Here is a 26,102-nt window from a genome sequence, read left to right as displayed (position 1 = left end):
GGCGCCGTCGAACCACGGCGCCGTCGAACCACGGCGCCGTCGGACCGTGAGCGGTTAGCGATCCGCCTGCGCTCTCAGCTCGACAGCGTGGCCGACACCATCACCCGGCCCCGGGCCCGAGGCACCCGCGCGCCGAACCGGGCCGCCCCCCGAGGCACCTGCATGCCCGCCCCCGCCACCTGACCCACCCGGTCACCACGGCCCGGACCGCCGCGCCGACGCCGACGCAGGCACAGACACAGACACAGAGACAGACGCAGACGCAGACGCAGACGCAGACGCAGACGACAGCTTCGGCCCGGGCCGGCCGCTACACCGGACACGCGAGGCCCGTCGGTGTCTCAGCCGGCGAGCAGCGTCGCCAGGCGTCCCGCCTGCGTCTCCCAGCGCCACTCCCGCTCCACCCAGGCCCGGCCGGCGGCACCGAACTGCCGGGCCAGGTCCCGGTCGGCCAGCAGGGTGGCCACCCGGTCGGCGAGTTCGGCGACATCCCGACCGTCCACCACGTAGCCCGTCTCGCCCTGGCGCACCGCGTCCGGGGCACCGCCGGAGTTGCCGGCGACCACGGGCAGGCCGGTCGCCGACGCCTCCAGGTAGACGATGCCGAGCCCTTCGACGTCCAGGCCCCGGTTGCGGGTACGGCACGGCATGGCGTAGACGTCGCCGGCCGCGTAGTGGGCGGGCAGTTCGGCCGAGGGCACCGAACCGGTGAAGACCACGTCCCGCTCCACCCCGGACTGGCGGGCCAGCCGGGCCAGCGTGGTCCGGTACGGTCCACCGCCGACCACCAGCAACGCGGCGTCGGGCACCTGGCGGCGGATCAGCGGCATCGCCCGGATCAGCATGTCCTGGCCCTTGCGGGGCACCAGCCGCGACACGCAGACCACCACCGGCCGATCGGCCAGGCCGAGCCGGTGCCGCACCGCGCCGCCGTCGACGGACGGATGGTAGACGTCGGTGTCCACACCGGGCGCGAGCCGCCGCAGTTCGGTCAGGCCGTCGACGGCCCGGGCCAGCCGGGTGCGGGTGTACTCCCCCAGGTAGGTCACCACGTCGGTGTCCCGAGCGATGCGCCGCAGCGCCGTCCGGGCCAGCGGCAGCGCCGCCCAGCCGACCTCGTGACCGTGGGTCAGGGCGACCACCCGCCGGATCCCGGCCCGCCGACGCAGCCCGGCGGCGAGCAGGCCGAGCGGAGCCGCCGCACCGAACCAGACCGTGTCGCAGCCGTACGACCGGGCCAGCCGGGCGGCCCGGCGCGCCACGAGCGGGGTGGGCAGCAACACCTTGGTGCGCTCCCGCACCACCTCGAACGGCTGGTCGGCGTCGAACTTGTCCGCCCCGGCCCAGCGCGACGCGTACACCACCACCGAACCGGCCGGCTGGCGTACCGCGAGATTGTGCACGAACGACTGGATACCGCCCGGCCGGGGCGGAAAATCGTTCGTCACCAGCAACGTGCGGCTCACCGGCCGACCTTTCGGGCGTACGCGCGGGCGGCGGCGATCCGCTCCACGGTGGACGGGTGCGATGCCGAGTAGAGGTACTCCCAGCGGGGCGGGTCGGGGTCGGAGAGGTTGACCGCGGACAGCCGCCGCTGCATCGACTCGAACGCGGCCGGGTCGCCGGTCAACGCCAGCGCGTGCGCGTCGGCGCGGGCCTCGACCCGCCGCGACATCAGCGCCTGCACCGGGGCGAAGACCAGACCGGCCACCGTCACCAGGGCGAGCAGCAGCGGGAACGCGCGGGGTTGCGCCACCGAGTCGACCCCGGCCAGGCGCAGCAGCGGTGGCCAGGAGCCGATCAGGTAGAGCGCCACCACTGCGGCGGCGGCACCGAGCGCGCCGGTGAGCGTGCCGACCGGCACGTCCCGGTCCCGGGCGTGGCCCAGCTCGTGCGCCACCACCGCGGTCACCTCGGCCGGTGTCGCCTCGCGCAGCAGGTTGTCGTAGACCACCACCCGGCGGGTCGGTCCCAACCCGGAAACGTACGCGTTGACCGCCCGGGTGCGCCGGGACGCGTCGGCAACCAACACGTCGCGCACCGGCACCCCGTCGCGTTCGGCCAATTCGATCAGCTGGCTGCGCAGCGGCGACGGCTCCATCGGACGGAACCGGTTGAAGACCGGCTCGACAAGCACCGGCAGCACGAAGGAGAGCAGCACCACCAGGGTGGCGGCGCCGGCCGCGCCGAACGCCCACCACCAGCGGGGGGCGAGTCGGATGACGGTGTAGAAGCCGAGCAGCGCCACCGCGCCGATGACGGCGCTCACCGCGTACGACTTGAGCAGGTCCACCGCCCAGCCGCCCCAGCCGTTGGTGGCCAGCCCGTAGCGGGTGAGCACGCTGTGCCGCCAGGCCGAGAACGGCAGGGTCACCAGATCGGCGACCAGCACCACGGCCAGTCCGCCGAGGATCGCCTGGGCGATCCAGTGCCCGCCGAAGGGGCGCCCGGCCAACTCGACCAGGCGGCTGCCCAGCGGGGTCAGCCCGAGCGCCAGGGCCACCAGCAGCCCGACGCCGAGCGCCGCCCATCCGCCGGGTCGCAGCGCGGACCGGAACTGCCGGGCCCGCTCCACCTGCTCGGTCGGCAGGTCGCGCAGGGCAGCGAGTTGGTCGGCCCGGGGGGCCGGTGGGCGCTGCCACGGGATCAGCACCAGAGCCGCCACGACCAGGGCGACACCCAGCCCGGCCAGGGTCAGCAACGCCCATCCTCGTGGGCTCACCACGCCGCTCCGTCCGGCATCGGCGATCCGCCGCAGCGAACGCGAACCGATCCGTCGCCCGCCGTGCGCCTCATGCCCGCCGTTCCTGTCGCCATGGGCGCCCATCCTATGTCCCGGTCTGGAGCCGCCCCGCGCCCGTCGACCCACCCGCACGGCCGGCCCAGGACCACCGCCGGCGGGCTCAGGACCGCGACAGCCGGCGCACCAGCGAGTCCGCCCCCAGCGGGTACGCGCCGTGCCGGCGTACCCCGTCGGCGACCTCGCGGTCGGAGGACACCACCACCACGGGGCGGCCCGGCGGTTCGGCACGGACCAGCCGACGGATCAACTCGTCGGCGGTCTCACCCTTGCGGGAGAACAGCACCCGCACGCCACGCGGGGTGGGTGGCAGGCCGTGCACCCGTTCGGCGCCGTCGAAGACCACGGTGACCTCGTCACCGGTCTGCGCGGCGATCCCGCCGAGGCCGGTCACCAGCCGCTTGCGCTGCTGTTCGAGTGACATATCCCCGAAGCCGCGTTTGGTCACGTTGTAGCCGTCGACCACCAGGTGCGCCCGGGGCAACGCCAGGAGCTGGTCCAGCCGGGCCGGGTCGTCGGTGTCCTGGGCCCGGGCCGTGGCCGCGGTGGCGGTGGGCGAGTCGGTGAAGGAGTCGGCCACGAAGTCGGCGGGCAGCTTGTCGACCGGATCCAGGGCCAGTTCCCGGCGCAGCCCGACGGCGGCCTGACCGATCGTCTCCAGCAGCAGCCACAGTCGCGCGTCGTCGACCGAGCGGGCCTCCTTGGCGCTGCTGCGGGCCGCGCCGGCCGCGGCCTCCGCCTCGGCCAGCCGGGCCCGGACCCGACGCAGTTCGGCGTCCGCGTCGGCGGCGGCCCGGGTCGCCCGGCCCCGCTCGGTGGCCAGCAGCTCGTTGGCCCGACGCTCCCGGGCCTGGCTCTCCCGCAGCGTACGAGCCAGTTGCCGGGCCTCCTCGCGCAGTTGGCCCAGTTCCTCGCGGACCCGGGCCAGTTCGTCGCGCAGCTTGTCGGCCTCCACCCGGGCGACCGCCCGGTCGTGCTCGGCCCGGGTGGCCCGCTGTTCGGCCTGCCGGACCAGTTCGGCCACCACCGCCGTGTCCGCCTCGGCGCGGACCGCCGCCCCGCTGGCGTCGATCAACTCCCGCCAGCCGCGCGGACGGGCCAGGTAGGCCAGGGCCGCCACCTCGACCGGATCGGCGGCGGCGGGAGCGGTGCCCTCCACCACGGCGGCGCCCAGGTCACCGGCGTCGGCCAGCACCCGGGCGGTGACCCGCTGCCGGAACAGCGGATCGGCGGTGAGTTGGGCGGCGATCGCTGGCGCGCCGAGCCGGGCGCGTCGATTCGGGGCGAACTTGGCGACCCGTCGCAGCGGCACGGGCACCTCGTCGGCGGGCAGACCGGGCAGCACGGCGGCGGTGAGCGAGACGATCCGCTGGCGCACCGGCTCGGGCAGACTCGGCTCCGGCTCCGGCTGCCCCGCGTCCACCGGCCCGGTGTCCGGCATCGGGTCGTCGGTGGCAGCGTCACCGGCCGCGGGCACTGCGACGACCTGCTCCTCCTGCGGGAGGTTGTCGTCGTGCGGCTCGGTGAGGGGCATGTGGCAAGTCTCCCACCGCGACCGGGCCCACCGCCCGGTGAGTGAGCCGATCTCTCATCCTAGACCGGTGGTGACCAGAGGGGCCGGTGGGGCGCGAGTGTCGGACCGGACCGTTACGGTGCCGCCGATGGCAGCACAGGAATTCCGGCAACCGCCGCTGGCCGGCCTCGACCCGACCGTCGACGGGGTCGACCCGGCGTTGCCGCTGTACGCGACGACGTTCGTGGTGGTCGACCTGGAGACCACCGGCGGCGCGCCCGACGGCGGCGGCATCACCGAGATCGGCGCGGTCAAGGTGCGCGGCGGTGAGGAGCTGGGGGTGCTGGCCACCCTGGTCAACCCCGGGGTGCCGATCCCACCCTTCATCACCGTGCTGACCGGCATCACCCAGGCGATGCTGCTGCCGGCGCCGCCGATCGAGCAGGTGCTGCCGAGCTTCCTGGAGTTCGTCTCGGACGCCGTTCTGGTCGCCCACAACGCGCCGTACGACGTCGGCTTCCTCAAGGCGGCCTGCGCGAAGCACGGCTACCGGTGGCCGAACCCACGGGTGCTGGACACCGCGGCGCTGGCCCGGCGGGTGCTGCTGCGCGACGAGGTGCCCAACCGCAAGCTCGGCACCCTCGCCGCGTACTTTCGCGCCGCCACGCAGCCGACCCACCGGGCCCTGGACGACGCCCGGGCGACCGTCGACGTGCTGCACGGGCTGATCGGCCGCCTCGGCGGGCACCGGGTCGACACCATCGGCGACGCCATCGAGTTCGCCCGCGCGGTCACCCCGACGCAGCGTCGCAAGCGGCACCTGGCCGACGGGTTGCCCCACTCCCCCGGGGTCTACATCTTCCGGGCCGCCGACGACCGACCGCTCTACGTCGGCACCTCCCGGGACATCGCCACCCGGGTACGCAGCTACTTCACCGCCGCGGAGAAACGCGCCCGGATCTCGGAGATGCTGGCCGCCGCCGAGCGGGTGGAGGCGGTGGAGTGTGCGCACTCGCTGGAGGCCGAGGTGCGTGAGCTGCGGCTCATCGCGGCGCACGCCCCGCCGTACAATCGCCGGTCGAAGTACCCGGAGCGGGTGGTCTGGCTGAAGTTGACCGACGGGCCGTACCCCAGGTTGTCGGTGGTCCGGGAAATCTCCCCGGGTGACCGCGCCTACCTCGGCCCGTTCACCTCGCGGCGGGCCGCCGAGCTGGCCGCCGCCGGCTTCCACGACGCGGTGCCGCTACGGCAGTGCACCCACCGGTTGTCGCTGCGCACCGTCACGCCGGCCTGCGCGCTTGCCGAGCTGGGCCGCTGCCCGGCACCGTGCGAGCACCGGATCTCACCCGAGGAGTACGACGCCCGGGCGGTCACGCCGTTCGCCACCGCCACCACCGGCGATCCGCAGCCGGTGGTGGCCGCCCTGCTCGCCCGGATCGAGGCACTCTCGGCCGGCCAGCGCTACGAGGACGCGGCCGTACTGCGCTCCCGCCTCGCGGCGGTGCTGCGGGCCGCCGTACGCATGCAGCGCCTCGCCGCGTTGAGTGGGCTCGCCGAGGTGGCCGCCGCGCACCCCGCGGCCGGCGGGGGCTGGGAGCTGGCGCTGGTACGGCACGGCCGGCTGGCCGGTGCCGGCGTGTCGCCGCCCGGGGTCCACCCGCGACCGACGTTGACCGCCATCCGGGCCACCGCCGAGACGGTGCCGGCCGGGCACGGCCCGGTCCCGGCGGCCAGCCCGGAGGAGTCGGAGCGGATCCTGTCCTGGTTGGAGCGACCGGAGACCCGGCTGGTCGAGATGTCCGCCGGTTGGTCCTCCCCGGTGGCCGGCGCGGCACGGTTCCGCGACCTGTTGACAAAGGCGGAGAGCGCGGCGTCCCGGCAACTCTGGTCCGAACGCTCATGAGCAACTGTCCGATCGGACTACGTCGACTCACTTACTCTGTTAAGGAAGTGCAGTCCTGCCCGTTTCGAGGGTCTGCTCCCGCTTGCCGGATTCCGGTGGTGGCGCAGCAGGCGTGAGGGGGTGTCCCAGGTGGACGTCAACGCCGGCCACGGCGGCGCCCTGGGCGGTGCGCTCCCGACACAGCCCGGCGAGCTGCCCCTGACCAGACGACTCCGATCGCTGCTCACCTGGCCGACCACCGAGACCGAGCCGGTCGGCCAACTGGTACGCACCCACCGCACCATCCACGCCGGTGCCGACCCGGCGGTGCTGCGTCGCGCGTACACCATCGCGGACAACATGCACCGCGGCCAGTTCCGCAAGAGCGGGGAACCGTTCATCACCCATCCGCTGGCGGTCGCCCAGATCTGCGCGGAACTCGGCATGGACACCACCACTCTGGTGGCGGCGCTGCTGCACGACACGGTGGAGGACACCCGCTACACGCTGCAGGCCCTCGCGGAGGACTTCGACCACGAGGTCGCCCACCTGGTCGACGGGGTGACCAAGTTCGACAAGGCGTTCTACGGGCAGGCCGCCGAGGCGGAGACGATCCGCAAGATGATCATCGCGGCCGGTAAGGACGTCCGGGTGCTCATCATCAAGCTCGCCGACCGGCTGCACAACATGCGCACCCTCGGCGTACGCTCGGCCGCCTCCCGCGAGCGGATCGCCCGCAAGACGCAGGAGGTGCTGGTACCGCTCTGCGACCGGTTGGGTATCCAGACCCTGAAACGGGAGCTGGACGACGTGGTGCTGCTGCACCTCGAGCCGGACGAGCACGCCCGCATCGCGCGGCACGTGCACGACCGGCCCGGCTGGGACGGCTACCTCGCCGAGGTGGTCGCCCAGGCCAGGGTGGCACTGCGGCGCAGCCGGGTCGACGCGGAGGTGAAACCGCGACCCCGGCACCTCTACTCGATCTGGAAGGACACCGTGGCCGGCGGCCACACCGCTCCGTTCGACCTGCCCCGGATCACCATCGTGGTCGACGGACCGGCAACCGACTGTTACGCGGCACTCGGTGCCGTGCACGGCCTCTGGCGGCCGGTGCCGGGCCGGTTCAAGGACTTCATCGCCTCGCCGAAGAACAACCTCTACCGCTCCCTGCACACAAGCGTCTGCGGACCGAAGAACCGCACGGTCGAGGTGCTGATCCGCACCACGGAGATGCACCGGGCGGCCGAGTTCGGGGTGGTCGCCGACTTCCGCTTCCCCCGCTCCGGCGGGGCCACGGCCCGCGCGGGGCAGCTCGACTGGCTGCGCCGGGTGCTGGACTGGGAGCAGGACGCGGCCGACCCGGCCCAGTTCCTGCAGTCGCTGCGCTGCGACCTGTCCGAGGCGCAGATCCAGGTGGTCGCCGAGGGGCGGCAGATCGAACTGCCGGCCGGTGCCACCCCGGTCGACCTGGCTTACGAGCTGGGTACCGACCGGGGCGACCGGTGTCTGGCGGCCCGCGTCAACGGCCGGCTCGTCCCGCTCTCCTCCGAGCTGGAGGAGGGCGACGTGGTGGAGATCTTCACCGAGACCGACGGAGAGAGCAGCCTCGACGCCGAGGTGGCCCCGCGTGGGCCGCGTCGCGAGTGGTTGGGGTTCGTCAAGTCACCGCACGCGCAGATGCAGATCAACAGGTGGTTCGCCGAGCACAGCGAGCCGGGCATCTCGATCAGCGACAAGGTGCGGCTGGGCCGGGCCACCATCGGGCTGGCCCTGCGCCAGTACAACCGGGGACTGGCCAGCGATCTGCCGCTGCTGCGGCTGTCCGAGGAACTCGGCTACCCGGATCTGGAGACCCTGCTGGTCGCGGTCTTCGACCGGGTCATCGAGCCGGACGCCGTGGTGTGCCAACTCATCGACCTGGTCGATAACCGTCAGTGACCGTCCTGGCCCCTCACCGTACTCGGCGTGCTCCTCGTGGCGCGAGTGAGCCTCACGGCCACTAGCCTGGAGTCATGATCCTCCGTACCCGCCGCACCGGGCGCGCCGTCGCGTACCAGGTCTTCTACCGGCTGCCGCTGCCGGTCCGACGTCGGCTGGTCCGGATGGCCGTGCCGAAGTACATCGTCGGCGCCGTCACCCTGCTCCGCGACAGTGAGGCGTCGGGCGCGGGTCGGTTGCTGCTGCTGCGGCAGCCACCGGGCCGGGGGTGGACCCTGCCGGCCGGGTTGCTGCAACGCGGCGAGCACCCGGCCGTCGGCGCCGCCCGGGAGCTGTACGAGGAGAGCGGGGTCCGCCTCTCCCCCACCCGACTCGCCCCGGCGGTGCCCAACGCCATCGTGCACGCCAAGGGCTGGGTGGACGTGGTGTTCACCGCCGAGGTGCCGGCCTCGCGCACCGAGCTGACCGTCGACGGCGCCGAGGTCTTCGAGGCCGCCTGGCACCCGCTGGACGACCTGCCGAAGCTGACCTGGCCGACCGCCCGTCTGCTGGCGTACTACGACATCGGTCCGTTGGCCGGGCAGTTCCCGCCGCCGCTGCCCGACAAGACGCCGTGACCTGGCCCGAGGGCGCGGAGAACCGCCGTCGCGCCGCCTTCGACGGGATCTGCGCGGTGGTGCTCGCCGCCGGCGAGGGCACCCGGCTGCGCCCGCTGACCGAGCGGGTACCGAAGGCGCTCTGCCCGGTGGGCAACGTGTCCCTGCTGGACCGGGCGCTGGCTCGGCTCGCCGGTCTCGGCCTGACCGGCCCGGCCGCGGTCGCGGTGAACGCCTGCTACCTGGGTGACCAGGTGGCGCGGCGGGTGGGTGCGCGGGCGCACCTGTCGGTCGAGCCGGGCAACCCGCTGGGCACCGCTGGCGGCGTGGGACGGCTGCGGGACTGGATCGACGGCCGGGGTGTGCTGGTCGGCAACGCCGACGCCTACCTGGCCGACCCGGCGGCACCGCCCGGCCCCGACATCGCCGCGCTGCTGGACGGCTGGGACGGCGAGTCGGTGCGCCTGCTCGGCCAGCCGGCCGCCGACCCGCGCGCACCGGGCACCTTCGACGGGCACGTCTTCACCGGTTTCTCGCTGTTGCCGTGGCGGCTGGTCCGCGACCTGCCCGCCACCTTCGGCGACCTGGTACGCGCGGTCTGGCGTCCGGCCGAGGCCGCCGGTCGGCTGGACGTGGTGGGCTACCGGGGAACCTTCATCGACACCGGCACCCCGGCCGACTACCTCGCCGCGAACCTGCACGCCGCTGGCGACGGCTGCCTGATCGATCCGACCGCCACGGTCACCGGCCCCTGCCACCGCTCCGTGGTGGGCGCGGGTGCCGTCGTCCGTGGGACGGTCAGTCGCAGCGTGATCTGGGCGGGCGCCGTCGTCGGTGCCGAGGAGCACCTGCGCGACGTGATCCGGGTCGGTGCTGACCTGACCGTCCCGGCGGCTTGATCCCACACGCACCACCCGCCCGGCCGCTGCCAGGCGCTGCTTGCAGAAACCTTTTTGCATAAACTTCTCTGCATAGCTACGTTGTCGTGCATGACCGATCCTCGCCAGCAACGACGGGTATCCGATCCCGCAGATCTCAAAGCGGTGGCCCACCCCCTCCGGGTGCGGTTGCTGGCCGCGCTGCGGGAGCACGGCCCGGCCACGGCCACGGAACTCGCCCACCTGCTCGACACCGAGTCCGGGTCGACCAGCTACCACCTGCGCATACTGGCCCGACACGGGTTCGTCACGGAGTCCAAGAGCGGACGCAGACATCCACGAGAACGGCGCTGGGCGGCCGTACACCGCACGACCGGATGGAGCAACACCGAGCTCTCCGCGAGTGATGCCGGTCGAGAGGCTGCGGGGATGATGCGGCGTCGACAGGTCGAGGTGCTCATCGGCGACGTCGAGCGCTTCGAGGCCCAACTGGACGACCTGGACCCGGCCTGGGTGGAGGCGGCAGGCATCGGCGACATCGTGACGCGGCTCAGTCGCTCCTCGGTGGCCGAGCTGTGGGACCGCTTCTACGCCCACCTCAACGAGCTGAGCGCACGAGACGAAGCCGATCCGAGCGCGCTCACCGTGTCCATCGTGGTGGCCGGTTTTCCCAGATCCGAACGCCGATGAGCATCGATGCGGCCCGCCGCCGCTACGCATCGCTGAACTTCCTGCTGTGGCTGCCCACCGGGCTCTATCTGGTGCCCCTGGTGTTGCTGATGCTCGACCGTGGCCTCTCGGTACCCACCATCGCGCTCGTCACCGCGGGGTACGGCCTCACGGTTGCGCTGCTCGAACTGCCCACCGGGGGGCTGGCGGACGCGATCGGACGCCGCCCCGTACTCGTCGCCTCGGCGGTGGCCGGCGCGGGCGGCCTGCTGTTGCTGGGCCTGGCCGACACGATCGCACTGTTCCTGGCCTCCGCGGTGCTGCGCGGCGTCGCCCGCGCGCTGTCGACCGGTCCGCTGGAAGCGTGGTACGTCGACACCGTGCACACGCACGCCGGCCGCGATGTCGACCTGACCGGCGGTCTGGCCAAAGGTGAGGTAGCCGGGTCACTGGCACTGGCGGTTGGCACGCTCACCGGCGGTCTGCTGCCACTGGTTCTGGATGGCACCAACACGCTTCCTGCCCTGGCAGTGCCGGTGCTGATAGCGGCCGGGGTCGAGGCGCTGCGGGCCCTGGCGACGGCCCGGCTGCCCGAGCCGCCGCATCCACGCCCGGAACTGGCGGACGTCGTGCGGCACGTACCCGCCACCATCGCCGCCGGGCTGCAGGTGTCAGCACGAGACCGGGTACTGACCCGGGTGTTGCTCGCGGCCGGCGGAGCGGGTGTCGCGCTGGGCACCATCGAACTTCTCACCCCGGCCTGGCTGGCCGAATCGGCCGGCGGTCCTACCGCAGCTGCCACGTACGCGGTGGTCGCAGCCGCGGGATTCGGTGCCGACGCCGTCGGCGGCATGGTTGCCGGTTGGGCGGTACGCCGCTGCGGGTCACACGCGCGGGCGGCGGCGACCGGAGTGGTGGTATCCGCGCTGTCCCTGCTCGGGCTCGCCGGTTGCGCACTCCTGCGGGGGCCGGGTGCCATGGCGCTCGCCGGGCTGGCCTACTGTCTGCTCTTCGTCGGTCTCGGCGCGGCCTTCCCGGCACAGGCGAAGCTGCTGCACGACCGCGTCGAGGCGACCGAACGGGCCACCGTGCTGTCTGTGCAGTCACTTCTCATGCAGGTCGTGGGGGCGGTGGGGCTACCGCTGATCGGCTGGCAGGCCAGCCGGCACGGCATCGAAGCGGGTTACCTGATCGGCGCGGCGGTGCTGTTCGCGTCCGCCGCCCTCTTCGTACGCCTGCCCGCCACAGCCCCGCACGCTGCTGCTGTCATACCGCCTAGCATGGGCGAGTACGCCGACGAACGGAGAGTCCCGTGATCACCGCGATCGTGCTGATCGACTGCGCCACCGACTCGATTCCCGAGGTGGCCGAGGCACTTGCGAACCTGTCGGGGGTGAGCGAGGTCTACTCGGTGGCCGGGCACGTCGACCTGATCGCCATGGTCCGGGTCCGTGAGTTCGACGAGATCGCCCAGATCATCGCGGGCAGCATCTCGAAGGTGCCGGGCGTGCTCAACACCGAGTCGCACATCGCCTTCCGCGCGTACTCCCGGCACGACCTGGAGGAAGCCTTCGCCATCGGCCTGGGCAGCACCGACTGAGCCGGCCCACCCGCAGGGGATGGACCGGCTCGGCTCGCTACCGCCGGATCAGCTCTGCTGCGGCACCGGGGTCTCGGTGACGGTGCCACCCGGAACCGGCGCCTCCTCGGTGAAGGTCTCACCCGGGGCCGGCGTGGTGCCACCCGGGGCCGGGACGGTGCCACCCGGGCTGGCCGTGCCGCTCGGGCTGGTCTCCGGCACCGGGATGCCGAGTTCCTCGGCCAGCATCACCAGGGCGTCGTAGTGCGCCTGCAGGACCGGCAGCGCGGTCTGCGCCAGCTGGACCACCTGCGGCTCGCTACCCTGTGAGATCTCCGTCTGGGTCGCCTGGATGGCCTGGACGTGGCCGGCCAGTTCCTGGGTCACCCAGAGCCGGTCGAACTCCTCACCGCTGGCGTTGTTGAGCTGGTCGAGACCGTCCTGCTGTTCGGTGGTGGGCTCGCTCGGCAGGTCGACGTTCAGCTGTCCGGCCAGGTCCTGCACCGACTGGTCCAGTTCGGTGTGGTCCGTGACGAACTGCTGCCCCAGCTCCTTGACCTGCTGGTTCTGGCCCTTCTCCTGGGCCAGCTCACCGGCGGCGATCTCGTACAGGTTGACCTGGTGGACCGCCTGCAGGTACTGGGTGTCCTGTTCCGACGGCTGCGCCGCCGCCTGCGCCGCCGCCGCGGGTGCGACTCCCACCAGCACCAGCGCGGCCAGCAGGCCGAGGCGTTTGATACCCAACATGCTTCCTCCCCGTTGAGACGTTGGACCGCACGGATACCCGGCTGACCGGGGTTATTCCTGCGATCCGGCGACGACGGGAAGCGGTGACGACGTCCGGATGAGGCGAAACGGGCGTGGCGCCCGCCGGAGCAGGTCCGGCGGGCGCCACGTCACGTTACGACGGATCTCAGGAGCGGGTCTCCCCGCTGGTGATCTCCTCCCGCTCCGGGCGCGGCTCGACCGGCGGGTGCCCCGGCGAGACCGGCGCCTCGGCCGGCCGCTCGATCGGGTAGAAGAAGCCCCGGATGGCCGGGCCGAGCGCGCCGAGCCGGTTCATCTTCTTCGGTACCACCCAGCCGGCGTAGTCCAGCTCGCCGTGCCCGTCGCCCGCGCTGAGCGGCTGGTGCACCTCGACGAACCGCCCGTCCGGCAGCCGCCGGATGATGCCGGTCTCCACGCCGTGCGCGAGAACCTCCCGATCGTGCTGCTGCAGGCCGAGACAGATCCGGTAGGTGACGTAGTACGCCAGCGGCGGCAGCAGCAGCAGACCGATCCGGCCGGCCCAGGTCATCGCGTTCAGGCTGATGTGGAACTTGTCGGCGATGACGTCGTTCGCGCCGGAGAGGGTCAGGATCACGTAGAACGTGAGGGCCATGACGCCCAGGCCGGTGCGGAACGGGACGTCGCGGGGACGCTGGAGCAGGTTGTGGCTGCGGTAGTCCTTCAGGTGGCGGGCCTCCATGAAGGGATAGAGCAGGGAGAGCGCCACCAGGATGCCGGGTAGTACCACTGTCGGCCAGAACAGCGGCGGGATCACGTAACCCTCGCCGATGGGTATGGTGATCTCCCAGTCGGGCATCAGCCGGGTCGAGCCGTCGAGGAACATGACGTACCAGTCCGGCTGGCTGGCGGCCGAGACCACCCATGCCTCGTACGGGCCGAACAGCCAGACCGGGTTGATCTGGAACAGACCGCCCATCAGCGCGATCACGCCGAAGACGACCATGAAGAAGCCGCCCTGCTTGATCGCGTAGCGCGGGAACATCCGCTCGCCGACCACGTTGCCGTTGGTCCGGCCCGGCCCCGGCCACTGGGTGTGCTTCTGCTTGAACACCAGGCCCAGGTGAACGGTGATCAACGCGACGAGCAGGGCGGGGATGAGCAGCACGTGGGCGATGAAGAACCGGCTGATGATGATCGTGCCGGGGAACTCGCCGTTGAAGACCGCCGCGGTCACCCAGGAGCCGATCACCGGGATGGACAGCATGATCGCCGAGGCGATCCGCAGGCCGGTGCCGGACAGACCGTCGTCCGGCAGCGAGTAACCGGTGAAGCCGGCCAGGAAGCCGACCCAGAACAGCAGCGAGCCGATGATCCAGTTGGTCTCGCGCGGCTTGCGGAACGCGCCGGTGAAGAAGATCCGCAGCATGTGCACCACGATCGCGGCCATGAACAGCAGCGCCGCCCAGTGGTGCATCTGGCGCATGATCAGGCCGCCGCGGACGTCGAAGGAGATGTCCAGCGTCGAGGCGTACGCGGCCGACATCGGCGTGCCCCGCAGCGGGGCGTAGCTGCCGTTGTAGATGACCTCGGTCATCGCCGGCTCGAAGAAGAAGGTCAGGAAGACACCGGTCAGCAGCAGGACGATGAACGAGAAGAGCGCGATCTCGCCGAGCAGGAAGGACCAGTGGTCCGGGAAGACCTTGTTGAGCAGTCGGCGCAGCGGGGTCGCCACCTGGAAGCGGTCGTCGACCGCTCGGGCGGTGTTGCCCGGCACTGCTGCCACGTCAAACTTTCGCCGCTTCACGGCCGCTCCCAGAAGTCGGGCCCGACGGGTTCAGTGTAGTCGGACGTAGCCACGAAGTAGCCCTCGGAATCCACCTCGATCGGCAGCTGCGGCAGCCGCCGGCTGGCCGGACCGAAGACGGGCTTGGCGTTGTCGGTGATCAGGAACTGCGACTGGTGGCACGGGCAGAGCAGCCGGTTGGTCTGCTGTTCGTACAGGCTCGCCGGGCAGCCGGCGTGCGTGCAGATCTTCGAGTACGCGGCGTAGTTGCCCCACATGTAGCCGCCGTGGCCCTCGCGCTCGTTGTTGCGCCGCGACTCCACGGCGTCGTCCTCGCGCAGGTGGATCAGCAGGGTGGGCGAGTCGGCGTACCGGTTGCTCACCCCGTGCTCCACGCCCGGGAAGACGGTGATCTGACCACCGGCGCTGATGTCCGCCGGCCGGATGGGTCGGCCGTCCTCGCGGACCAGCCGGATCTTCTGACCGTCCCGGGGGGCGAACCCGGTGGTCATCATCTGGTCGTCCTTGTGCGGGTCGGAGATCAGCCCGCCGACCAGGGGCGCCGCGGCGACGGCGCCGACCGGCAGTAGACCGGCCAGCAGCGAGACGCCGAGCAGCGGCCGACGCTTCACGCCCAGCTCGTCGGCCATGTACGCCATGGTCTCGCCGGTGATCCGCTGGTCCTCGGCGGGCACCGGACCCTCGTGCCGATCCTGGATCGACACCTCCTTGGGCAGCAGCTTCTTGCCCCAGGTGAGGATGCCGAAGCCGATCCCGAGCAGGGCGACGCCGAGGGTCACGCCGAGCAGCGGGGTGTAGAGCTTGTCGCCGCCGCGACCCGGCTCGTACTCCCAGGGCCACCAGATGTAGATCGCCAGGAAGGCGGTCGCCGCCAGCCCGGTCAGCAGGAAGAAGCCCGCCACCGTGCGGACCAGCCGCCGCTCGGCCTTGGTGCCCGGGGCCACCTGCGGCTCGTAGTGGACGATCTCGATGTCGTCCCGCCGGGCGCCCTCCCGGACGATGTCGAACCGACTGAGCCGGGGGTCGTTCACGTCGAGCGGCTCCCCGTCCGGCAGGGCCCGCTGCCCGGTGTGACTGCTCATGGTCCCCCCGCTCACGACTTGCCCGCGATCCACAGGCTGGCGAAGACCAGCGCGACGATACCGACGAGGAAGATCGCCATCCCCTCGGTGGAGGGTCCGTACCGGCCCAGGTTGAACAGGCCGCCCGGGTCACCGTCGTCCTTCAGCGTCTGCTGGATGTAGGCGATGATGTCCGCCTTCTGCTCCGGCGTGATCTGGTTGTCGCCGAAGACCGGCATGTTCTGCGGACCGCTGAGCATCGCCGCGTAGATCTGCCGGTCGGTGGCCGGCGCGAGGCTCGGCGCGTACTTGCCGGAGGAGAGGGCACCGCCGCCACCGCTGAACGCGTGGCACTGCGAGCAGTTGATCCGGTAGAGCTCGCCGCCGATCGCGACGTTGCCGCCGGCGTGCAGGTCGTCGCCCGCCGGAACGACCGGGCCACCGCCGAGTTCCTGGACGTACGCCGCGAGCTGGTCGATCTCGTCGCGGGTGAACACCTCGGGCTTGCGCGCCGCCTGGGCCTCCTGCCGGGCCATCGGCATCCGACCGGTGCTCACCTGGAATTCCACCGAGGCGGCGCCGACGCCGATGAGGCTCGGCCCGCGCCCCTCGACCCCCTGCGCGTTGCGTCCGTGGCAGGTCACACAGCTCACGTCGAACAGCGCCTTGCCGTCGGCGGCGGCGCTGCTCAGCGGCGGATTCTCCTGGGCGGCGGCGCCGGGGGCGAGGACGGTGTAGGCGCCGCCGGCCAGCATCAGCGCGGCGACCAGCCGGACCGCAGCACCCAGCCGGCGGCGGCCCCTGCTGGGCGCCCCGGGCCGCCCGCGCAGCCGCGCGAACAGACCGCGTCGGCGGTCGTTGTCAGAAGTCATGACCTGTGTCCTTAACCGGTTGGACCTTGTGTTGCGGGGGGTGGAGCAGCGGCAAGGCGGCTGACGCGCGCCAAGATCACTGAAGCCAGTAGATCATGGCGTAGAGCGCGATCCACACGACGTCGACGAAGTGCCAGTAGTACGACACCACGATCGCGGCGGTGGCCTGAGCCGGGGTGAACCGGCCCATGGTGGTGCGGATCATGAAGATCACGAAGGCGATCAGACCACCGGTGACGTGCAGGCCGTGGAAGCCGGTGGTCAGGTAGAACATCGAGCCATAGCCGTCACTGTTGATCTTGATGCCGTGGTGCACCAGCTCGCGGTACTCGTTGAGCTGGCCGAGCACGAAGATCAGGCCCATCACGAAGGTGATCGCGAACCAGCGACGCAGCGCGTGGACGTCACCCTTCTCGGCGGCGAACACGCCGAGCTGGCAGGTCACCGAGGACAACACCAGGATCACCGTGAAGGTGGTCGCGTACGGAATGTTGAGGACCTCGGTGTGCTCCGCCCACTGCTCCGGCGCCGCCGCGCGGATGGAGAAGTACATCGCGAACAGCGCCGCGAAGAACATGAGTTCACTGGAGAGCCAGACGATCGTCCCGACGCTGACCATGTTCGGCCGCGTCAGGGAGTGGATCCGGCTCTTGTCAATGGCTGGGGCCGCAGTCACGCGGTCATTATTGCCGTTCACCACGGCCGGCGATCAGCGGGGGGTGAAACCCGGGCCAGCGTGGCCCGATCGGTACCGTCCGGTTCGCCTGACCTAGGCTGATTGGTGTGCTGCACGTCGATCCGATCTCCGTGGCCGCGCCGACGGCGCCGCTGCTCACCACGGCCGCGACCGGCTCGGCCGCGACCGAGGTGACGACGAGCGCCGGGAGTCTGGCCGCGGAGGCCACTCCGCCGCCGTTCTCCATCACCGCCGTGTTCACCGAAGCCCGGCTGGACAGCTGGCTCGCCGTCGGCCTGGTCCTCGCGGCCGGCCTCTACCTCTACGGTGTGTACCGGCTGCGGCTGCGGGGCGACCGCTGGCCGGTCGCCCGGACCGTCTTCTTCCTCGGCCCGGGCCTCGGCGGCATCGCCTCGGTGACGGTAACCGGGCTGGAGACGTACGACACCACGCTGCTGTCGGTGCACATGGTGCAGCACATGGTGCTGTCCATGGTCGCGCCGATCTTCCTGGCCCTGGGCGCGCCGGTGACCCTGGCCCTGCGTACCCTGCCGACCGGTCCGCGCAAGCGGCTGCTCGCGGTGGTGCACAGTCGGATCGCCCGGATCTACACCTTCCCGCTGGTGGCGTTCGCCATCTTCGTGGTGAACCCGTTCGCGCTCTACTTCACCGACCTGTACCGCTACACGCTCGAACACGCCTGGGCGCACGAGCTGGTGCACGCGCACTTCATCATGACCGGCTGCGTCTTCTTCTGGCCGCTGCTCGGCCTGGATCCGCTGCCCGGACGCTGGCCGTACCCCGGGCGGGCGTTGCTGATGCTGCTGTCGGTGCCGTTCCACACCGTGCTCGGGCTGACCATCATGCAGAGCACCACCCTCTTCGGCGGCGACTGGTATCCCTCGCTCGGGCTGAGCTGGGCCGACCCCTGGGAGGACCAGGTGCTCGCCGGCGGCATCCTGTGGGCCGGCGGTGAGTTCGTCAGCGTGACGATGCTCGCGGTCCTGGTCGTGCAGTGGATGCGGCAGGCCGAGCGGGAGGCCCGCCGGATCGACCGCGAACTGGACCGCCAGGAAGCCCGCCGACGGGCGGCGGAATCCACCGCCTGAGGCCGCCTCGGCGGACCGGTCGGGGCGGCGTGTCACGCGCACCACACCGACCGGTACGATCGGCCACGCAGCTACGAAGTGGGAGCCGTTGGAAGCCATGAGCGAGCACCGCGAGCGAGTCATGCTCGGTGCGATGGCGCCTCAGGACGGCACGAAGCGAAGCGGAGTGTCGGCATGAGTGACCGTCTGTGCACCGTCCTGCTCTACAGCGACGACCCGCAGGTACGGGACCGGATGCGGCTCGCCGTCGGCACCCGACCCGCGGCCGACCTGCGAGTCGAGTTCGTCGAGGCGTCCACCTACGCCGAGTGCATCCGACTTGTCGACGACTACGAGATCGACCTGATGCTGCTCGACGGTGAGGCCACCCCCGGCGGCGGCATCGGCATCGCCCGGCAGATCAAGGACGACCGGGACGACGCCCCACCGACCTGCGTGGTGATCGCCCGCGCCGCCGACCGCTGGCTGGCCTCCTTCGCCGAGGTCGACGCCACCCTGGTGCACCCGCTCGACCCGGTCACCACCGCCGCCACGGTGACCGAGCTGCTGCGCGCGGGCGCACCCGCCTGACGTCCCACTCCGGCACCGCCACGGCGCCGGGCGAGCCGGCGCCGGTCCCGTCCCACCCGTAACCGTCTGCTCGGGAGGCCCGCCATGGGCGATCGGACCTGGCCACACCTGCTCACCGCGCTGCTGCGCGGCGAGGAACTGTCCGCCGCCGACACCGCCTGGGCGATGGGCGAGATCATGTCCGGATCGGCCGCGCCGGCCCAGATCGCCGGCTTCGCCGTCGCGCTGCGGGCCAAGGGCGAGACCCCGGCCGAGGTGACCGGGCTGGTCGAGGCGATGCTGAGCCGGGCCGTCCCGGTCGAGCTGCCCGAGGAGGTACGCGCCGAGGCGCTCGACGTGGTCGGCACCGGTGGCGACCTGGCCCACACGGTAAACATCTCCACGATGACGGCGCTGGTCGTGGCCGGAGCCGGCGTACGGGTGGTCAAGCACGGCAACCGGGCCGCCTCGTCCTCCTGCGGTACCGCCGACCTGCTGGAGTTCCTCGGGATCCCACTTGATCTCGGGCCCGAGCAGGTGGCCCGGTGCGTGGCCGAGGCCGGCATCGGCTTCTGCTTCGCCGCCCGGTTCCACCCCGGCATGCGCCACGCCGGCCCGGTGCGCCGGGAGCTGGGCGTGCCGACCGCGTTCAACTTCCTCGGCCCACTCACCAATCCGGGCCGCCCCCGCTCGGGTGCGGTCGGCTGCTTCGACGCGACGATGGCGCCGGTGATGGCGGCCGTCTTCGCGGCCCGGGGCGACTCGGTGCTGGTGATGCGCGGCGAGGACGGGCTGGACGAGTTCACCACCGCCGCGGCGACCCGGTTCTGGATCGCCCAGCACGGGGCCGTCAGGGAGACCGTGGTGGACGCGGTCGACCTCGGCGTACCCCGGGCCACCCTTGCCGAGCTGCGCGGCGGCGACCCGGCCCACAACGCCGACGTGGCCCGACGCCTGCTGGCCGGCGAGCCAGGGCCGGTGCGCGACGCCGTGCTGGTCAACGCGGCGGCGGCGCTGGCCACCCAGGGATCCCTGGCCGGCGACCTGACCGAGGCGCTCCGCGCCGGTCTGGGCCGGGCCGCCGAGTCGATCGACTCCGGCGCGGCCGCCCGCACCCTCGACCGCTGGATCGAGGTCGCCCGTACCGCCTGACCCGCCGCGCCGGTCGACCCGTCGCCGTGCGGCGGTCCACCACCGCGCCGCCCGAACCGGTGCCCACTCGACGACGACAGGGCCCGCCCCTGTGGGGCGGGCCCTGTCGCGTTGCGAGGCTCAGTGTTCGGCGGTACGCCGCGTGCCGCTGTAGTACTCGAACAGCAGGCCGCAGGCGGCCAGGATCACGGCCACCGCACCGAGGCCGAGCAGCCAGAACTGCCAGAACACCAGGCCCAGGCCGGCGATCGCGGCGGCCAGGGCGAGGCCGAACGGCCAGTAGCTGCCCGGGCTGAAGAAGCCGATCTCACCCGCACCGTCGGCGATCTCGGCGTCCGGCCGGTCCTCCGGGCGCAGGTCGATGCGGCGGGAGACGAACCAGAAGAAGCCGCCGCACATCGCGCAGAGCAGGAACGACAGCAGCAGGGCCACGGTGCCGATCCACTCGACCCGACCGTCCGAGTCGGCCCACGTCCAGCCGCCGTAGAGGAAGGTCGCGAAGAGCAGGAACCCGGCGATGATCAGGAAGATACGCCACTCGGTCTTCATGCCGGTTGCCTCAGCTTCCCGCGCCGGCCGGAGCAGTGTCCGGGTTGAAGTTGCTCTCGTCACGCCGCGTCTCGAACGGCCGCGTGGTGGTCGCGTACGGGTCCTCGCCGATGGAGGTCAACGCCTCCTGGGTCGAGGCGCCACCCTGCTTGGCCGCGAGGAAACGGTCGAAGTCCTCCGGTGAGACGACCCGCAGCTCGAAGTTCATGAAGGCGTGGTAGCTGCCGCACAGCTCGGCGCAGCGGCCCACGTACGCCCCCTCGGTCTCCAGCGAGGAGACCTCGAAGACGTTACGGATGCTGCCGGGGAAGACGTCCCGCTTGAACAGCATCTCCGGCACCCAGAAGGAGTGGATGACGTCGCGGCTGGTCTCCTCGAACCGGATGGACCGGCCGGTCGGCAGCACCAGGATCGGAATGACCTCGCTGGTGCCGAGCACCGACGCGGTGGTCTCGGCGTCGACGCCCTGGCCGTCGCGGTAGTTGAACTGCCAGTTCCACTTGAAGGCCACCACCTCGACGGTCACGTCGGGGTTGTTGGTGGTCTTCACCACGTCGGTCTGCACCACCGCGGTGTAGTAGAAGAGCACCGAGACGATCAGCACCGGCGCGATGGTGTAGAGGAACTCCATCGGCAGGTTGTAGCGGGTCTGCACCGGCAGTTCGTTGCCGCGCTTGCGGTAGCGCACGATGCACCAGAAGATCAGGCCCCAGACGAAGAAGCCGACCGCGAGCGCCGCGACGCACGAGGCGATCCACAGGTCGTACATCCGTCGGGCCTCGGGAGTGATGCCGCCCTGCGGCCAGCCGAAGCCGCCGAACGCCGCTCCGACATCACAGCCCGTGAGCAGGACCAGCAGCGCAGCCCCACTGAATCCGAGCCCGGCGAGACGCCCGGCACGCCGCCCTCGCCGGCCACCGGCTCGCGAGGATGCGCTGTGCCGTACGGCCGTCGGCCGTACCTCCGAACTCCTTGCGACCACCTGGTCCTGCCTCCCTAGCGCGCCGCGGTGTCCTCGTTTCGGCCGGCTCCGCCGAGCGGAGCCGCCGCACCGGCGGCAAAGGCGTCACCGACGGTCGCAGATTACTCGACCATGACGGGCTGGACCCGGTTGGGGTCGTTGTCCGCACCCGACGGGGGATCGGGTGCCGGCCGGGGCGATAGCGTGGGCAGACGTGACTGCCTCCCCCGTCTACCTGGACGCGGCCACCGCCGCGCCGCTGCATCCGGTCGCCCGTCAGGCGCTGCTGGCCGCGCTCGACGACGGCTGGGCCGACCCCGACCGGCTCTACTCCCAGTCGCGGCGCGCCCGCCAGTTGCTCGACGCCGCGCGCGAGGCCACGGCCGACACCCTCGGCGTACGCCCCGACGAGTTGTCCTTCACCGCCAGCGGCACCACCGCCGCACACGCCGCCGTGCTCGGTGGCCTGCGGGGACGCCGACGGGCCGGCCGGGTTCTGGTGCACTCGGCGATCGAACACTCGGCCGTGCTGTACGCCGCCGAACAACACGTCGCCGACGGCGGCACGGCCGTCGAGGTGCCGGTCGACCGCCTCGGCCGGCTGGACCTGGACGCCTGGTCCACCGCGGTCTCCGGGGCCCAGGTGGCGTCGGCCGCGCTGATCGCGGCCAGTCACGAGGTGGGCACCGTGCAGCCGGTCGAGGCCGCCGCCGCGGCCTGCGCGCGGATAGGTGTACCGCTCTACGTCGACGCCGCTCAGGTGGTGGGCCGGCTGCCGGTGCCGCCCGGCTGGTCGGTGTTGACCGCGAGTGCCCGCAAATGGGGCGGCCCGCCCGGTGTCGGACTGCTCGTGGTCCGCAAGGGCACCCGCTGGGAGTCGCCCTGGCCGACCGACGAGCGGGAATCGGGTCGTACGCCGGGCACGCTCAACCTGCCGGCGGTGGTGGCGGCGGCGGCGAGCCTGCGCGCGGTGGCGACCGACGCGGCAGCCCAGGCGACGCGGTTGGCTGCGCTTGTCGACCGGATCCGGGCCCGGGTGGCGGCCGAGGTGCCGGACGTGGAGGTGGTCGGCGATCCCGAGCACCGGCTGCCGCACCTGGTCACCTTCTCCTGCCTGTACGTCGACGGGGAGGCGCTGCTGCACGCGCTGGACCGGCGGGGTTTCGCCGTCTCGTCGGGCTCGTCCTGCACCTCGTCCACGCTGCGCCCGTCGCACGTGCTGGAGGCGATGGGGGTGCTCTCGCACGGCAACGTCCGGGTCTCGCTGCACGCCGGCAACACCGAGGCCGACGTGGAACGCTTCCTCACCGAACTGCCCGGCATCGTCGCCGACCTACGAGAACAGGCGGGGGTGGTGGGGCTGTGAGCGCGCCCGACGGTCAGCCGGACGTGGTGCTCGACTGCCTCGGCCAGCGCTGCCCGCTGCCGGTGATCGCCCTGGCCCGTCGGCTGCCGGAGCTGCCGGTGGGCGCGGTGGTCCGGGTGCTCGCCGACGACCCGGCGGCCGCGGTCGACATCCCGGCCTGGTGCCGGATGCGTCAGCAGGAGTTCCTGGGCAACGCACCCGGCCCCGGCTACGACGTGCGCCGCACACACTGACGAACGGCGACCATCGCTGGCGCTGCGGCATGGCACCGGGGTGCGGTACCGAGACGCTGTCGACCTGAGGGCGCGAACGGGTCACCAGCCGTCGCCGTCGGTCCCGCGTCCCGCGTCCCGCGTGAGAGCGCACACGGTTCAGCTCGACAGGGCCGGTACCCCTGCCGCCGGACCTTCCGGTTACGGATGGGGGGTAGACCCGGACCCGGATTCCTCGGCCGCCCGACGGTGCCGTCGGAGCCGGTCAGGGCAGCAGGTGGGGGCGGATCTCGTCGGCGGCGTGGTCGCCGTAGGACTCGGCGAGGCGCTTGACGAAGGCGTCGCGGCGCACCTGGTATTCCTGGGTGCCGACGGTCTCCAGCACCAGCGTGGCGAGCAGGGAGCCGACCTGGGCGGCCCGCTCCAACCCGACGCCCCAGGACAGCGCGGTGAAGAAGCCGGCACGGAAGCCGTCGCCGACGCCGGTCGGATCGACCGCCTGGGTCTCCCGGGCGATCGGCACGTGGATCGTCTCGATCTCCCGCCCCGCGATCTCCACCCCATGCTTGCCCAGCGTGGTGACCCGGATCTTCACCCGGTCCAGCAGCTGGTCGTCGGAGAGGCCGGCCTTGCTCTGCAGCAGCGACTTCTCGTAGTCGTTGGTCATCAGGTAGTCGGCACCGTCGATCAGGGCCACCACGTCCTCGCCGGGCATCCGGGCAAGCTGCTGCGACGGGTCGGCGGCGAACGGGTAGCCACGCTCCCGGCACTCGGCGGAGTGACGCAGCATCGCCTCCGGATCGTTGGCACCGACCAGCACCAGATCGAGCCCATCGAGACGCCGGGCGACCGGGTGCAGCTCGATGTTGCGGGCCTCGCTCATCGCCCCCGCGTAGAACGAGGCGATCTGGCACATGTCGGTGTCCGTGGTGCAGACGAAGCGGGCGGTGTGGGCGATCTCGCTGACGTGCACCGAGTCGCAGTCCACCCCGTGCCGCTCCAGCCAGGAACGGTAGTCGGCGAAGTCGGCGCCGACGGCGCCGAGCAGCACCGGCCGGAGGCCGAGCTGACCCATGCCGAACGCGATGTTGGCCGCCACCCCGCCCCGGCGCAGCACCAGATCGTCCACCAGGAAGGAGAGGGAGACCTTGTGCAACTGGTCGGCGATGAGCTGGTCGGCGAACCGACCCGGAAAACTCATCAGGTGATCGGTGGCGATCGAGCCGGTCACGGCGATCTTCATGGCAACCCTCGGGATCGGCAGCAGAGCCCGATCAGCCTACCGGCACCACCACCCCCGAGCGACCACCCCGCCACCCACCCGCCCCCACCGCGAAACCCACCCGTTGATCATGAAGTTGTTGTCACCCACACCGGCCTGGCGCGACAACAACTTCATGATCGACTGTGGGGTACCCGGGCCGGGATACAGAGACGCGGACGGCGGGACGGCCGCATGGCCGTACCGCCGTCCGCGTGGCGAACCGGACTCAGCTGAAGGAGTCTCCGCAGGCGCAGGAGTTGCCCGCGTTGGGGTTGTCGATGGTGAAGCCCTGGGCGTCGATCCGGTCGGCGAAGTCGATGGTGGCGCCGGCCAGGTAGGGGGCGCTCATCCGGTCGACGACGACCTCGACACCGTCGTAGTCGGTGACGATGTCACCGTCGAGCGAACGCTCGTCGAAGAAGAGCTGGTACCGCAGGCCGGAGCAGCCGCCCGGCTGCACCGCGACCCGGAGCCGCAGGTCGTCGCGGCCTTCCTGCTCGATCAGGGCCTTGACCTTCTGCGCCGCGACGTCGGTGAGGACGACGGACGTGGGGGCCTTGGCCTCGGTCGACTCGGTCTGCGCTGGCGTGGTCACGTGGAATTCTCCCTGCGGCGCGTCGGTGTGGTCCTCCTCTGGCCAACGTCAGCCGCCGGTCAGCGATTCCCACAGTGGTCCAGCTTCTGATTGTAGGCCGCCGGTGGCCGTGCCACCCGGCGGCGTGACCAGGCACTCGGTACGACCCGGGTCAGCAGTCAGCGGCTCCACTGCCGGGCCAGCCGGGCGCCGAGCTCCCGCAGCCCTTGCGCCGGGCGCTCCAGGGCGGCGGCCAACCCGCCGCGCTCCTCACCGCCGAAGTGCTCCACCAGGCTGTAAGCGTCGGTCACCCCGACCGACGCCGCCTCCCGCCGCCCGGTGCTGACCTGCCCGGCGAGCACGACGCAGGGTACCCCCCGGTCACGCGCGGCGCCGGCCACTCCGGCCACCACCTTGCCGCGCAGCGACTGGTGGTCGAATCTGCCCTCCCCGGTGACTACCAGATCGACCTCGTCGAGCACGGTGTCCAGTTCGACGGCTCGGCTGACCAGCCCGATGCCGGACTCGCACCGCCCGCCCAGGGCCAGCAGCCCGGCACCGACGCCGCCGGCAGCGCCGCCACCGGGCAGCGCGCCCAGCCCGCTGGGGCAGCCGGGCAGGTCCCGCTCCAGCACCTCGGCCCAACGCCCGAGCGCGGCATCGAGCAGCAGCACGTCGGCCCGGTCTGCGCCCTTCTGCGGCCCGAAGACGTTGCTCGCGCCGTGCAGCCCGAGCAGCGGGTTGTCGACGTCGGTGGCCGCGATCAGCCGGGCGTCCCGCAACCGGGGCGTCCCGTCGAGTTTCGCCGCCGCGGTCAGCGCCGCACCGCCGTACGGCAGGGCCGCGCCGGTGCCGTCCAGCGCCACCGCGCCCAGGGCGGCGAGCATTCCCGCGCCGCCGTCGTTCGTCGCCGAGCCGCCGAGCCCGACCACCACCGTGCGCGCCCCGGCCTCGACCGCGGCGGCGATCAGCAGACCCAGGCCGTACGACGTGGTGGCCAGCGGGTCACGCTCGCCGGCGGTGAGCAGGTGCAGCCCGCAGGCCTGCGCGCTCTCCAGCCAGGCGACCGCACCCCCGTCGGTGAGCAGCATCTCACCGGTGGCCGGCCGGCCCAGTGGATCGGTCGTCGACACCGGCACCCGCCGGCCGGGCAGCGCCTCGGCGAGCACGTCGAGGAAGCCCGGCCCCCCGTCGGCCAACGGCCTGACCAGCAGGTCGTCGCCGGGTGCCACCTCCCGCCAGCCCTCGGCCACCGCGGCGGCGACCTGCGGGGCCGGGAGCGTACCGGCGAACTTGTCCGGGCAGAGCAGTACGCGCATGCCTGGCAGTGTGGCAGCCCACACCGGCACGGGCGGCACCACGGTCGCGC

25 protein-coding genes are annotated in these 26,102 nt (G+C 72.1%); 12 read left to right on the top strand and 13 right to left on the bottom strand.

The genetic code is table 11. The features are described from left to right. Positions 1 to 341: 341 nt before the first annotated feature. The 3 genes from KBX00_RS23280 to KBX00_RS23270 form a co-directional block, all read right to left on the bottom strand. Positions 342 to 1,466, bottom strand: coding sequence for a glycosyltransferase family 4 protein (locus KBX00_RS23280; RefSeq protein ID WP_210830191.1), 1,125 nt, complete (start codon positions 1,464 to 1,466; stop codon positions 342 to 344). After that, the gene (locus KBX00_RS23275) at positions 1,463 to 2,722 is read right to left on the bottom strand and encodes a M48 family metallopeptidase (RefSeq protein WP_210830190.1); all 1,260 of its coding nucleotides are present in this window, start codon (positions 2,720 to 2,722) and stop codon (positions 1,463 to 1,465) included. Before KBX00_RS23275 ends, KBX00_RS23280 begins: the two co-directional genes overlap by 4 nt. Before the next feature lie 181 nt (positions 2,723 to 2,903). Continuing rightward, on the bottom strand, positions 2,904 to 4,334 hold the full coding sequence (locus tag KBX00_RS23270; RefSeq protein ID WP_210830189.1) for an NYN domain-containing protein: 1,431 nt from the start codon (positions 4,332 to 4,334) through the stop codon (positions 2,904 to 2,906). Positions 4,335 to 4,461: 127 nt separating this feature from the next. Here KBX00_RS23270 and KBX00_RS23265 point away from each other — a divergent pair, with 127 nt between their 5' ends. The 7 genes from KBX00_RS23265 to KBX00_RS23235 all read left to right on the top strand — a co-directional run bounded on the left by KBX00_RS23265 (position 4,462) and on the right by KBX00_RS23235 (position 11,876). Next, positions 4,462 to 6,216: a DEDD exonuclease domain-containing protein gene (locus tag KBX00_RS23265; protein ID WP_210830188.1), complete on the top strand. Its 1,755-nt coding sequence runs from the start codon at positions 4,462 to 4,464 to the stop codon at positions 6,214 to 6,216. Positions 6,217 to 6,345: 129 nt separating this feature from the next. Further along, the gene (locus tag KBX00_RS23260) at positions 6,346 to 8,133 is read left to right on the top strand and encodes a bifunctional (p)ppGpp synthetase/guanosine-3',5'-bis(diphosphate) 3'-pyrophosphohydrolase (RefSeq protein WP_210830187.1); all 1,788 of its coding nucleotides are present in this window, start codon (positions 6,346 to 6,348) and stop codon (positions 8,131 to 8,133) included. Between the two features lie 74 nt (positions 8,134 to 8,207). Further along, on the top strand, positions 8,208 to 8,750 hold the full coding sequence (locus KBX00_RS23255) for an NUDIX hydrolase (RefSeq protein WP_210830186.1): 543 nt from the start codon (positions 8,208 to 8,210) through the stop codon (positions 8,748 to 8,750). After that, on the top strand, positions 8,747 to 9,628 hold the full coding sequence (locus KBX00_RS23250) for a sugar phosphate nucleotidyltransferase (protein ID WP_307869057.1): 882 nt from the start codon (positions 8,747 to 8,749) through the stop codon (positions 9,626 to 9,628). The genes KBX00_RS23255 and KBX00_RS23250 overlap by 4 nt, the downstream gene beginning before the upstream one ends. Positions 9,629 to 9,718: 90 nt before the next feature. Then, a complete protein-coding gene (locus KBX00_RS23245) occupies positions 9,719 to 10,297 on the top strand; it encodes a helix-turn-helix domain-containing protein (RefSeq protein WP_210830185.1) in 579 nt (192 codons plus the stop codon). Further along, positions 10,294 to 11,592, top strand: a complete 1,299-nt coding sequence (locus KBX00_RS23240; protein WP_210830184.1) for an MFS transporter — start codon at positions 10,294 to 10,296, stop codon at positions 11,590 to 11,592. The genes KBX00_RS23245 and KBX00_RS23240 overlap by 4 nt, the downstream gene beginning before the upstream one ends. Next, positions 11,589 to 11,876 carry an Lrp/AsnC family transcriptional regulator gene (locus KBX00_RS23235; protein ID WP_210830183.1) on the top strand — a complete coding sequence of 96 codons (288 nt, stop codon included), beginning with the start codon at positions 11,589 to 11,591 and terminating at the stop codon, positions 11,874 to 11,876. The genes KBX00_RS23240 and KBX00_RS23235 overlap by 4 nt, the downstream gene beginning before the upstream one ends. 48 nt (positions 11,877 to 11,924) lie before the next feature. Here the strand turns inward: KBX00_RS23235 and KBX00_RS23230 are convergent, their stop codons facing one another. The 5 genes from KBX00_RS23230 to KBX00_RS23210 all read right to left on the bottom strand — a co-directional run bounded on the left by KBX00_RS23230 (position 11,925) and on the right by KBX00_RS23210 (position 16,997). After that, on the bottom strand, positions 11,925 to 12,602 hold the full coding sequence (locus KBX00_RS23230; protein ID WP_210830182.1) for a DUF4142 domain-containing protein: 678 nt from the start codon (positions 12,600 to 12,602) through the stop codon (positions 11,925 to 11,927). 166 nt (positions 12,603 to 12,768) lie between these two features. After that, complete coding sequence (locus tag KBX00_RS23225; protein ID WP_210830181.1) at positions 12,769 to 14,388, bottom strand: ubiquinol-cytochrome c reductase cytochrome b subunit; 1,620 nt, start codon at positions 14,386 to 14,388, stop codon at positions 12,769 to 12,771. Then, positions 14,385 to 15,470: a ubiquinol-cytochrome c reductase iron-sulfur subunit gene (locus tag KBX00_RS23220; protein ID WP_210830180.1), complete on the bottom strand. Its 1,086-nt coding sequence runs from the start codon at positions 15,468 to 15,470 to the stop codon at positions 14,385 to 14,387. The genes KBX00_RS23225 and KBX00_RS23220 overlap by 4 nt, the downstream gene beginning before the upstream one ends. 11 nt (positions 15,471 to 15,481) lie before the next feature. After that, positions 15,482 to 16,321 (bottom strand): cytochrome c, encoded by an 840-nt coding sequence (locus tag KBX00_RS23215; RefSeq protein WP_210830179.1) that lies wholly within the window; start codon positions 16,319 to 16,321, stop codon positions 15,482 to 15,484. A 76-nt stretch (positions 16,322 to 16,397) separates the two neighbouring features. After that, complete coding sequence (locus KBX00_RS23210; RefSeq protein WP_210830178.1) at positions 16,398 to 16,997, bottom strand: heme-copper oxidase subunit III; 600 nt, start codon at positions 16,995 to 16,997, stop codon at positions 16,398 to 16,400. 107 nt (positions 16,998 to 17,104) lie between these two features. On the opposite strand from KBX00_RS23210, the gene KBX00_RS23205 reads away from it, so the two are divergent. The 3 genes from KBX00_RS23205 to trpD all read left to right on the top strand — a co-directional run bounded on the left by KBX00_RS23205 (position 17,105) and on the right by trpD (position 19,807). Next, positions 17,105 to 18,106 (top strand): cytochrome c oxidase assembly protein, encoded by a 1,002-nt coding sequence (locus tag KBX00_RS23205; protein WP_210830177.1) that lies wholly within the window; start codon positions 17,105 to 17,107, stop codon positions 18,104 to 18,106. 174 nt (positions 18,107 to 18,280) lie between these two features. Next, a complete protein-coding gene (locus tag KBX00_RS23200) occupies positions 18,281 to 18,676 on the top strand; it encodes a hypothetical protein (protein ID WP_210830176.1) in 396 nt (131 codons plus the stop codon). 84 nt (positions 18,677 to 18,760) lie between these two features. Beyond that, the gene (trpD, locus tag KBX00_RS23195; RefSeq protein ID WP_210830175.1) at positions 18,761 to 19,807 is read left to right on the top strand and encodes an anthranilate phosphoribosyltransferase; all 1,047 of its coding nucleotides are present in this window, start codon (positions 18,761 to 18,763) and stop codon (positions 19,805 to 19,807) included. A gap of 120 nt (positions 19,808 to 19,927) precedes the next feature. Here trpD and KBX00_RS23190 read toward each other — a convergent pair whose 3' ends face one another. Together KBX00_RS23190 and coxB are read right to left on the bottom strand one after the other, a co-directional pair. Beyond that, positions 19,928 to 20,356, bottom strand: a complete 429-nt coding sequence (locus KBX00_RS23190) for a cytochrome c oxidase subunit 4 (RefSeq protein ID WP_210830174.1) — start codon at positions 20,354 to 20,356, stop codon at positions 19,928 to 19,930. Between the two features lie 10 nt (positions 20,357 to 20,366). Then, on the bottom strand, positions 20,367 to 21,338 hold the full coding sequence (coxB, locus tag KBX00_RS23185) for a cytochrome c oxidase subunit II (protein WP_210830173.1): 972 nt from the start codon (positions 21,336 to 21,338) through the stop codon (positions 20,367 to 20,369). Positions 21,339 to 21,531: 193 nt separating this feature from the next. Here coxB and KBX00_RS23180 point away from each other — a divergent pair, with 193 nt between their 5' ends. Beyond that, on the top strand, positions 21,532 to 22,683 hold the full coding sequence (locus KBX00_RS23180; protein ID WP_210830172.1) for an aminotransferase class V-fold PLP-dependent enzyme: 1,152 nt from the start codon (positions 21,532 to 21,534) through the stop codon (positions 22,681 to 22,683). Then, positions 22,680 to 22,916: a sulfurtransferase TusA family protein gene (locus tag KBX00_RS23175; RefSeq protein ID WP_210830171.1), complete on the top strand. Its 237-nt coding sequence runs from the start codon at positions 22,680 to 22,682 to the stop codon at positions 22,914 to 22,916. The genes KBX00_RS23180 and KBX00_RS23175 overlap by 4 nt, the downstream gene beginning before the upstream one ends. 244 nt (positions 22,917 to 23,160) lie before the next feature. On the opposite strand, the gene KBX00_RS23170 is transcribed toward KBX00_RS23175, so the two are convergent. The 3 genes from KBX00_RS23170 to KBX00_RS23160 form a co-directional block, all read right to left on the bottom strand. Beyond that, on the bottom strand, positions 23,161 to 24,138 hold the full coding sequence (locus KBX00_RS23170) for a carbohydrate kinase family protein (protein ID WP_210830170.1): 978 nt from the start codon (positions 24,136 to 24,138) through the stop codon (positions 23,161 to 23,163). 247 nt (positions 24,139 to 24,385) lie between these two features. After that, positions 24,386 to 24,754, bottom strand: coding sequence for an iron-sulfur cluster insertion protein ErpA (erpA, locus tag KBX00_RS23165; protein WP_093401225.1), 369 nt, complete (start codon positions 24,752 to 24,754; stop codon positions 24,386 to 24,388). Positions 24,755 to 24,912: 158 nt separating this feature from the next. Then, positions 24,913 to 26,052: a glycerate kinase gene (locus KBX00_RS23160; protein ID WP_210830169.1), complete on the bottom strand. Its 1,140-nt coding sequence runs from the start codon at positions 26,050 to 26,052 to the stop codon at positions 24,913 to 24,915. Between the last annotated feature and the right edge of the window lie 50 nt (positions 26,053 to 26,102).

Source organism: Micromonospora sp. C95, from assembly GCF_018070465.1.
GTDB lineage: Bacteria > Actinomycetota > Actinomycetes > Mycobacteriales > Micromonosporaceae > Micromonospora.
Note: the sequence above shows the minus strand (reverse complement) of the source record. Positions and strands in the feature narration are given on the sequence as shown.

What these genes read in the sequence shown, in the direction of transcription:
- trpD (WP_210830175.1), top strand. Translation starts at nt 18,761, where the DNA reads ATGGGCGATCGGACCTGGCCACACCTGCTCACCGCGCTGCTGCGCGGC.
- KBX00_RS23190 (WP_210830174.1), bottom strand. Translation starts at nt 20,356, where the DNA reads ATGAAGACCGAGTGGCGTATCTTCCTGATCATCGCCGGGTTCCTGCTC.
- KBX00_RS23270 (WP_210830189.1), bottom strand. Translation starts at nt 4,334, where the DNA reads ATGCCCCTCACCGAGCCGCACGACGACAACCTCCCGCAGGAGGAGCAG.
- KBX00_RS23240 (WP_210830184.1), top strand. Translation starts at nt 10,294, where the DNA reads ATGAGCATCGATGCGGCCCGCCGCCGCTACGCATCGCTGAACTTCCTG.
- KBX00_RS23160 (WP_210830169.1), bottom strand. Translation starts at nt 26,052, where the DNA reads ATGCGCGTACTGCTCTGCCCGGACAAGTTCGCCGGTACGCTCCCGGCC.
- KBX00_RS23230 (WP_210830182.1), bottom strand. Translation starts at nt 12,602, where the DNA reads ATGTTGGGTATCAAACGCCTCGGCCTGCTGGCCGCGCTGGTGCTGGTG.
- KBX00_RS23255 (WP_210830186.1), top strand. Translation starts at nt 8,208, where the DNA reads ATGATCCTCCGTACCCGCCGCACCGGGCGCGCCGTCGCGTACCAGGTC.
- KBX00_RS23170 (WP_210830170.1), bottom strand. Translation starts at nt 24,138, where the DNA reads ATGAAGATCGCCGTGACCGGCTCGATCGCCACCGATCACCTGATGAGT.
- KBX00_RS23265 (WP_210830188.1), top strand. Translation starts at nt 4,462, where the DNA reads ATGGCAGCACAGGAATTCCGGCAACCGCCGCTGGCCGGCCTCGACCCG.
- KBX00_RS23200 (WP_210830176.1), top strand. Translation starts at nt 18,281, where the DNA reads ATGAGTGACCGTCTGTGCACCGTCCTGCTCTACAGCGACGACCCGCAG.
- KBX00_RS23245 (WP_210830185.1), top strand. Translation starts at nt 9,719, where the DNA reads ATGACCGATCCTCGCCAGCAACGACGGGTATCCGATCCCGCAGATCTC.
- KBX00_RS23215 (WP_210830179.1), bottom strand. Translation starts at nt 16,321, where the DNA reads ATGACTTCTGACAACGACCGCCGACGCGGTCTGTTCGCGCGGCTGCGC.
- KBX00_RS23220 (WP_210830180.1), bottom strand. Translation starts at nt 15,470, where the DNA reads ATGAGCAGTCACACCGGGCAGCGGGCCCTGCCGGACGGGGAGCCGCTC.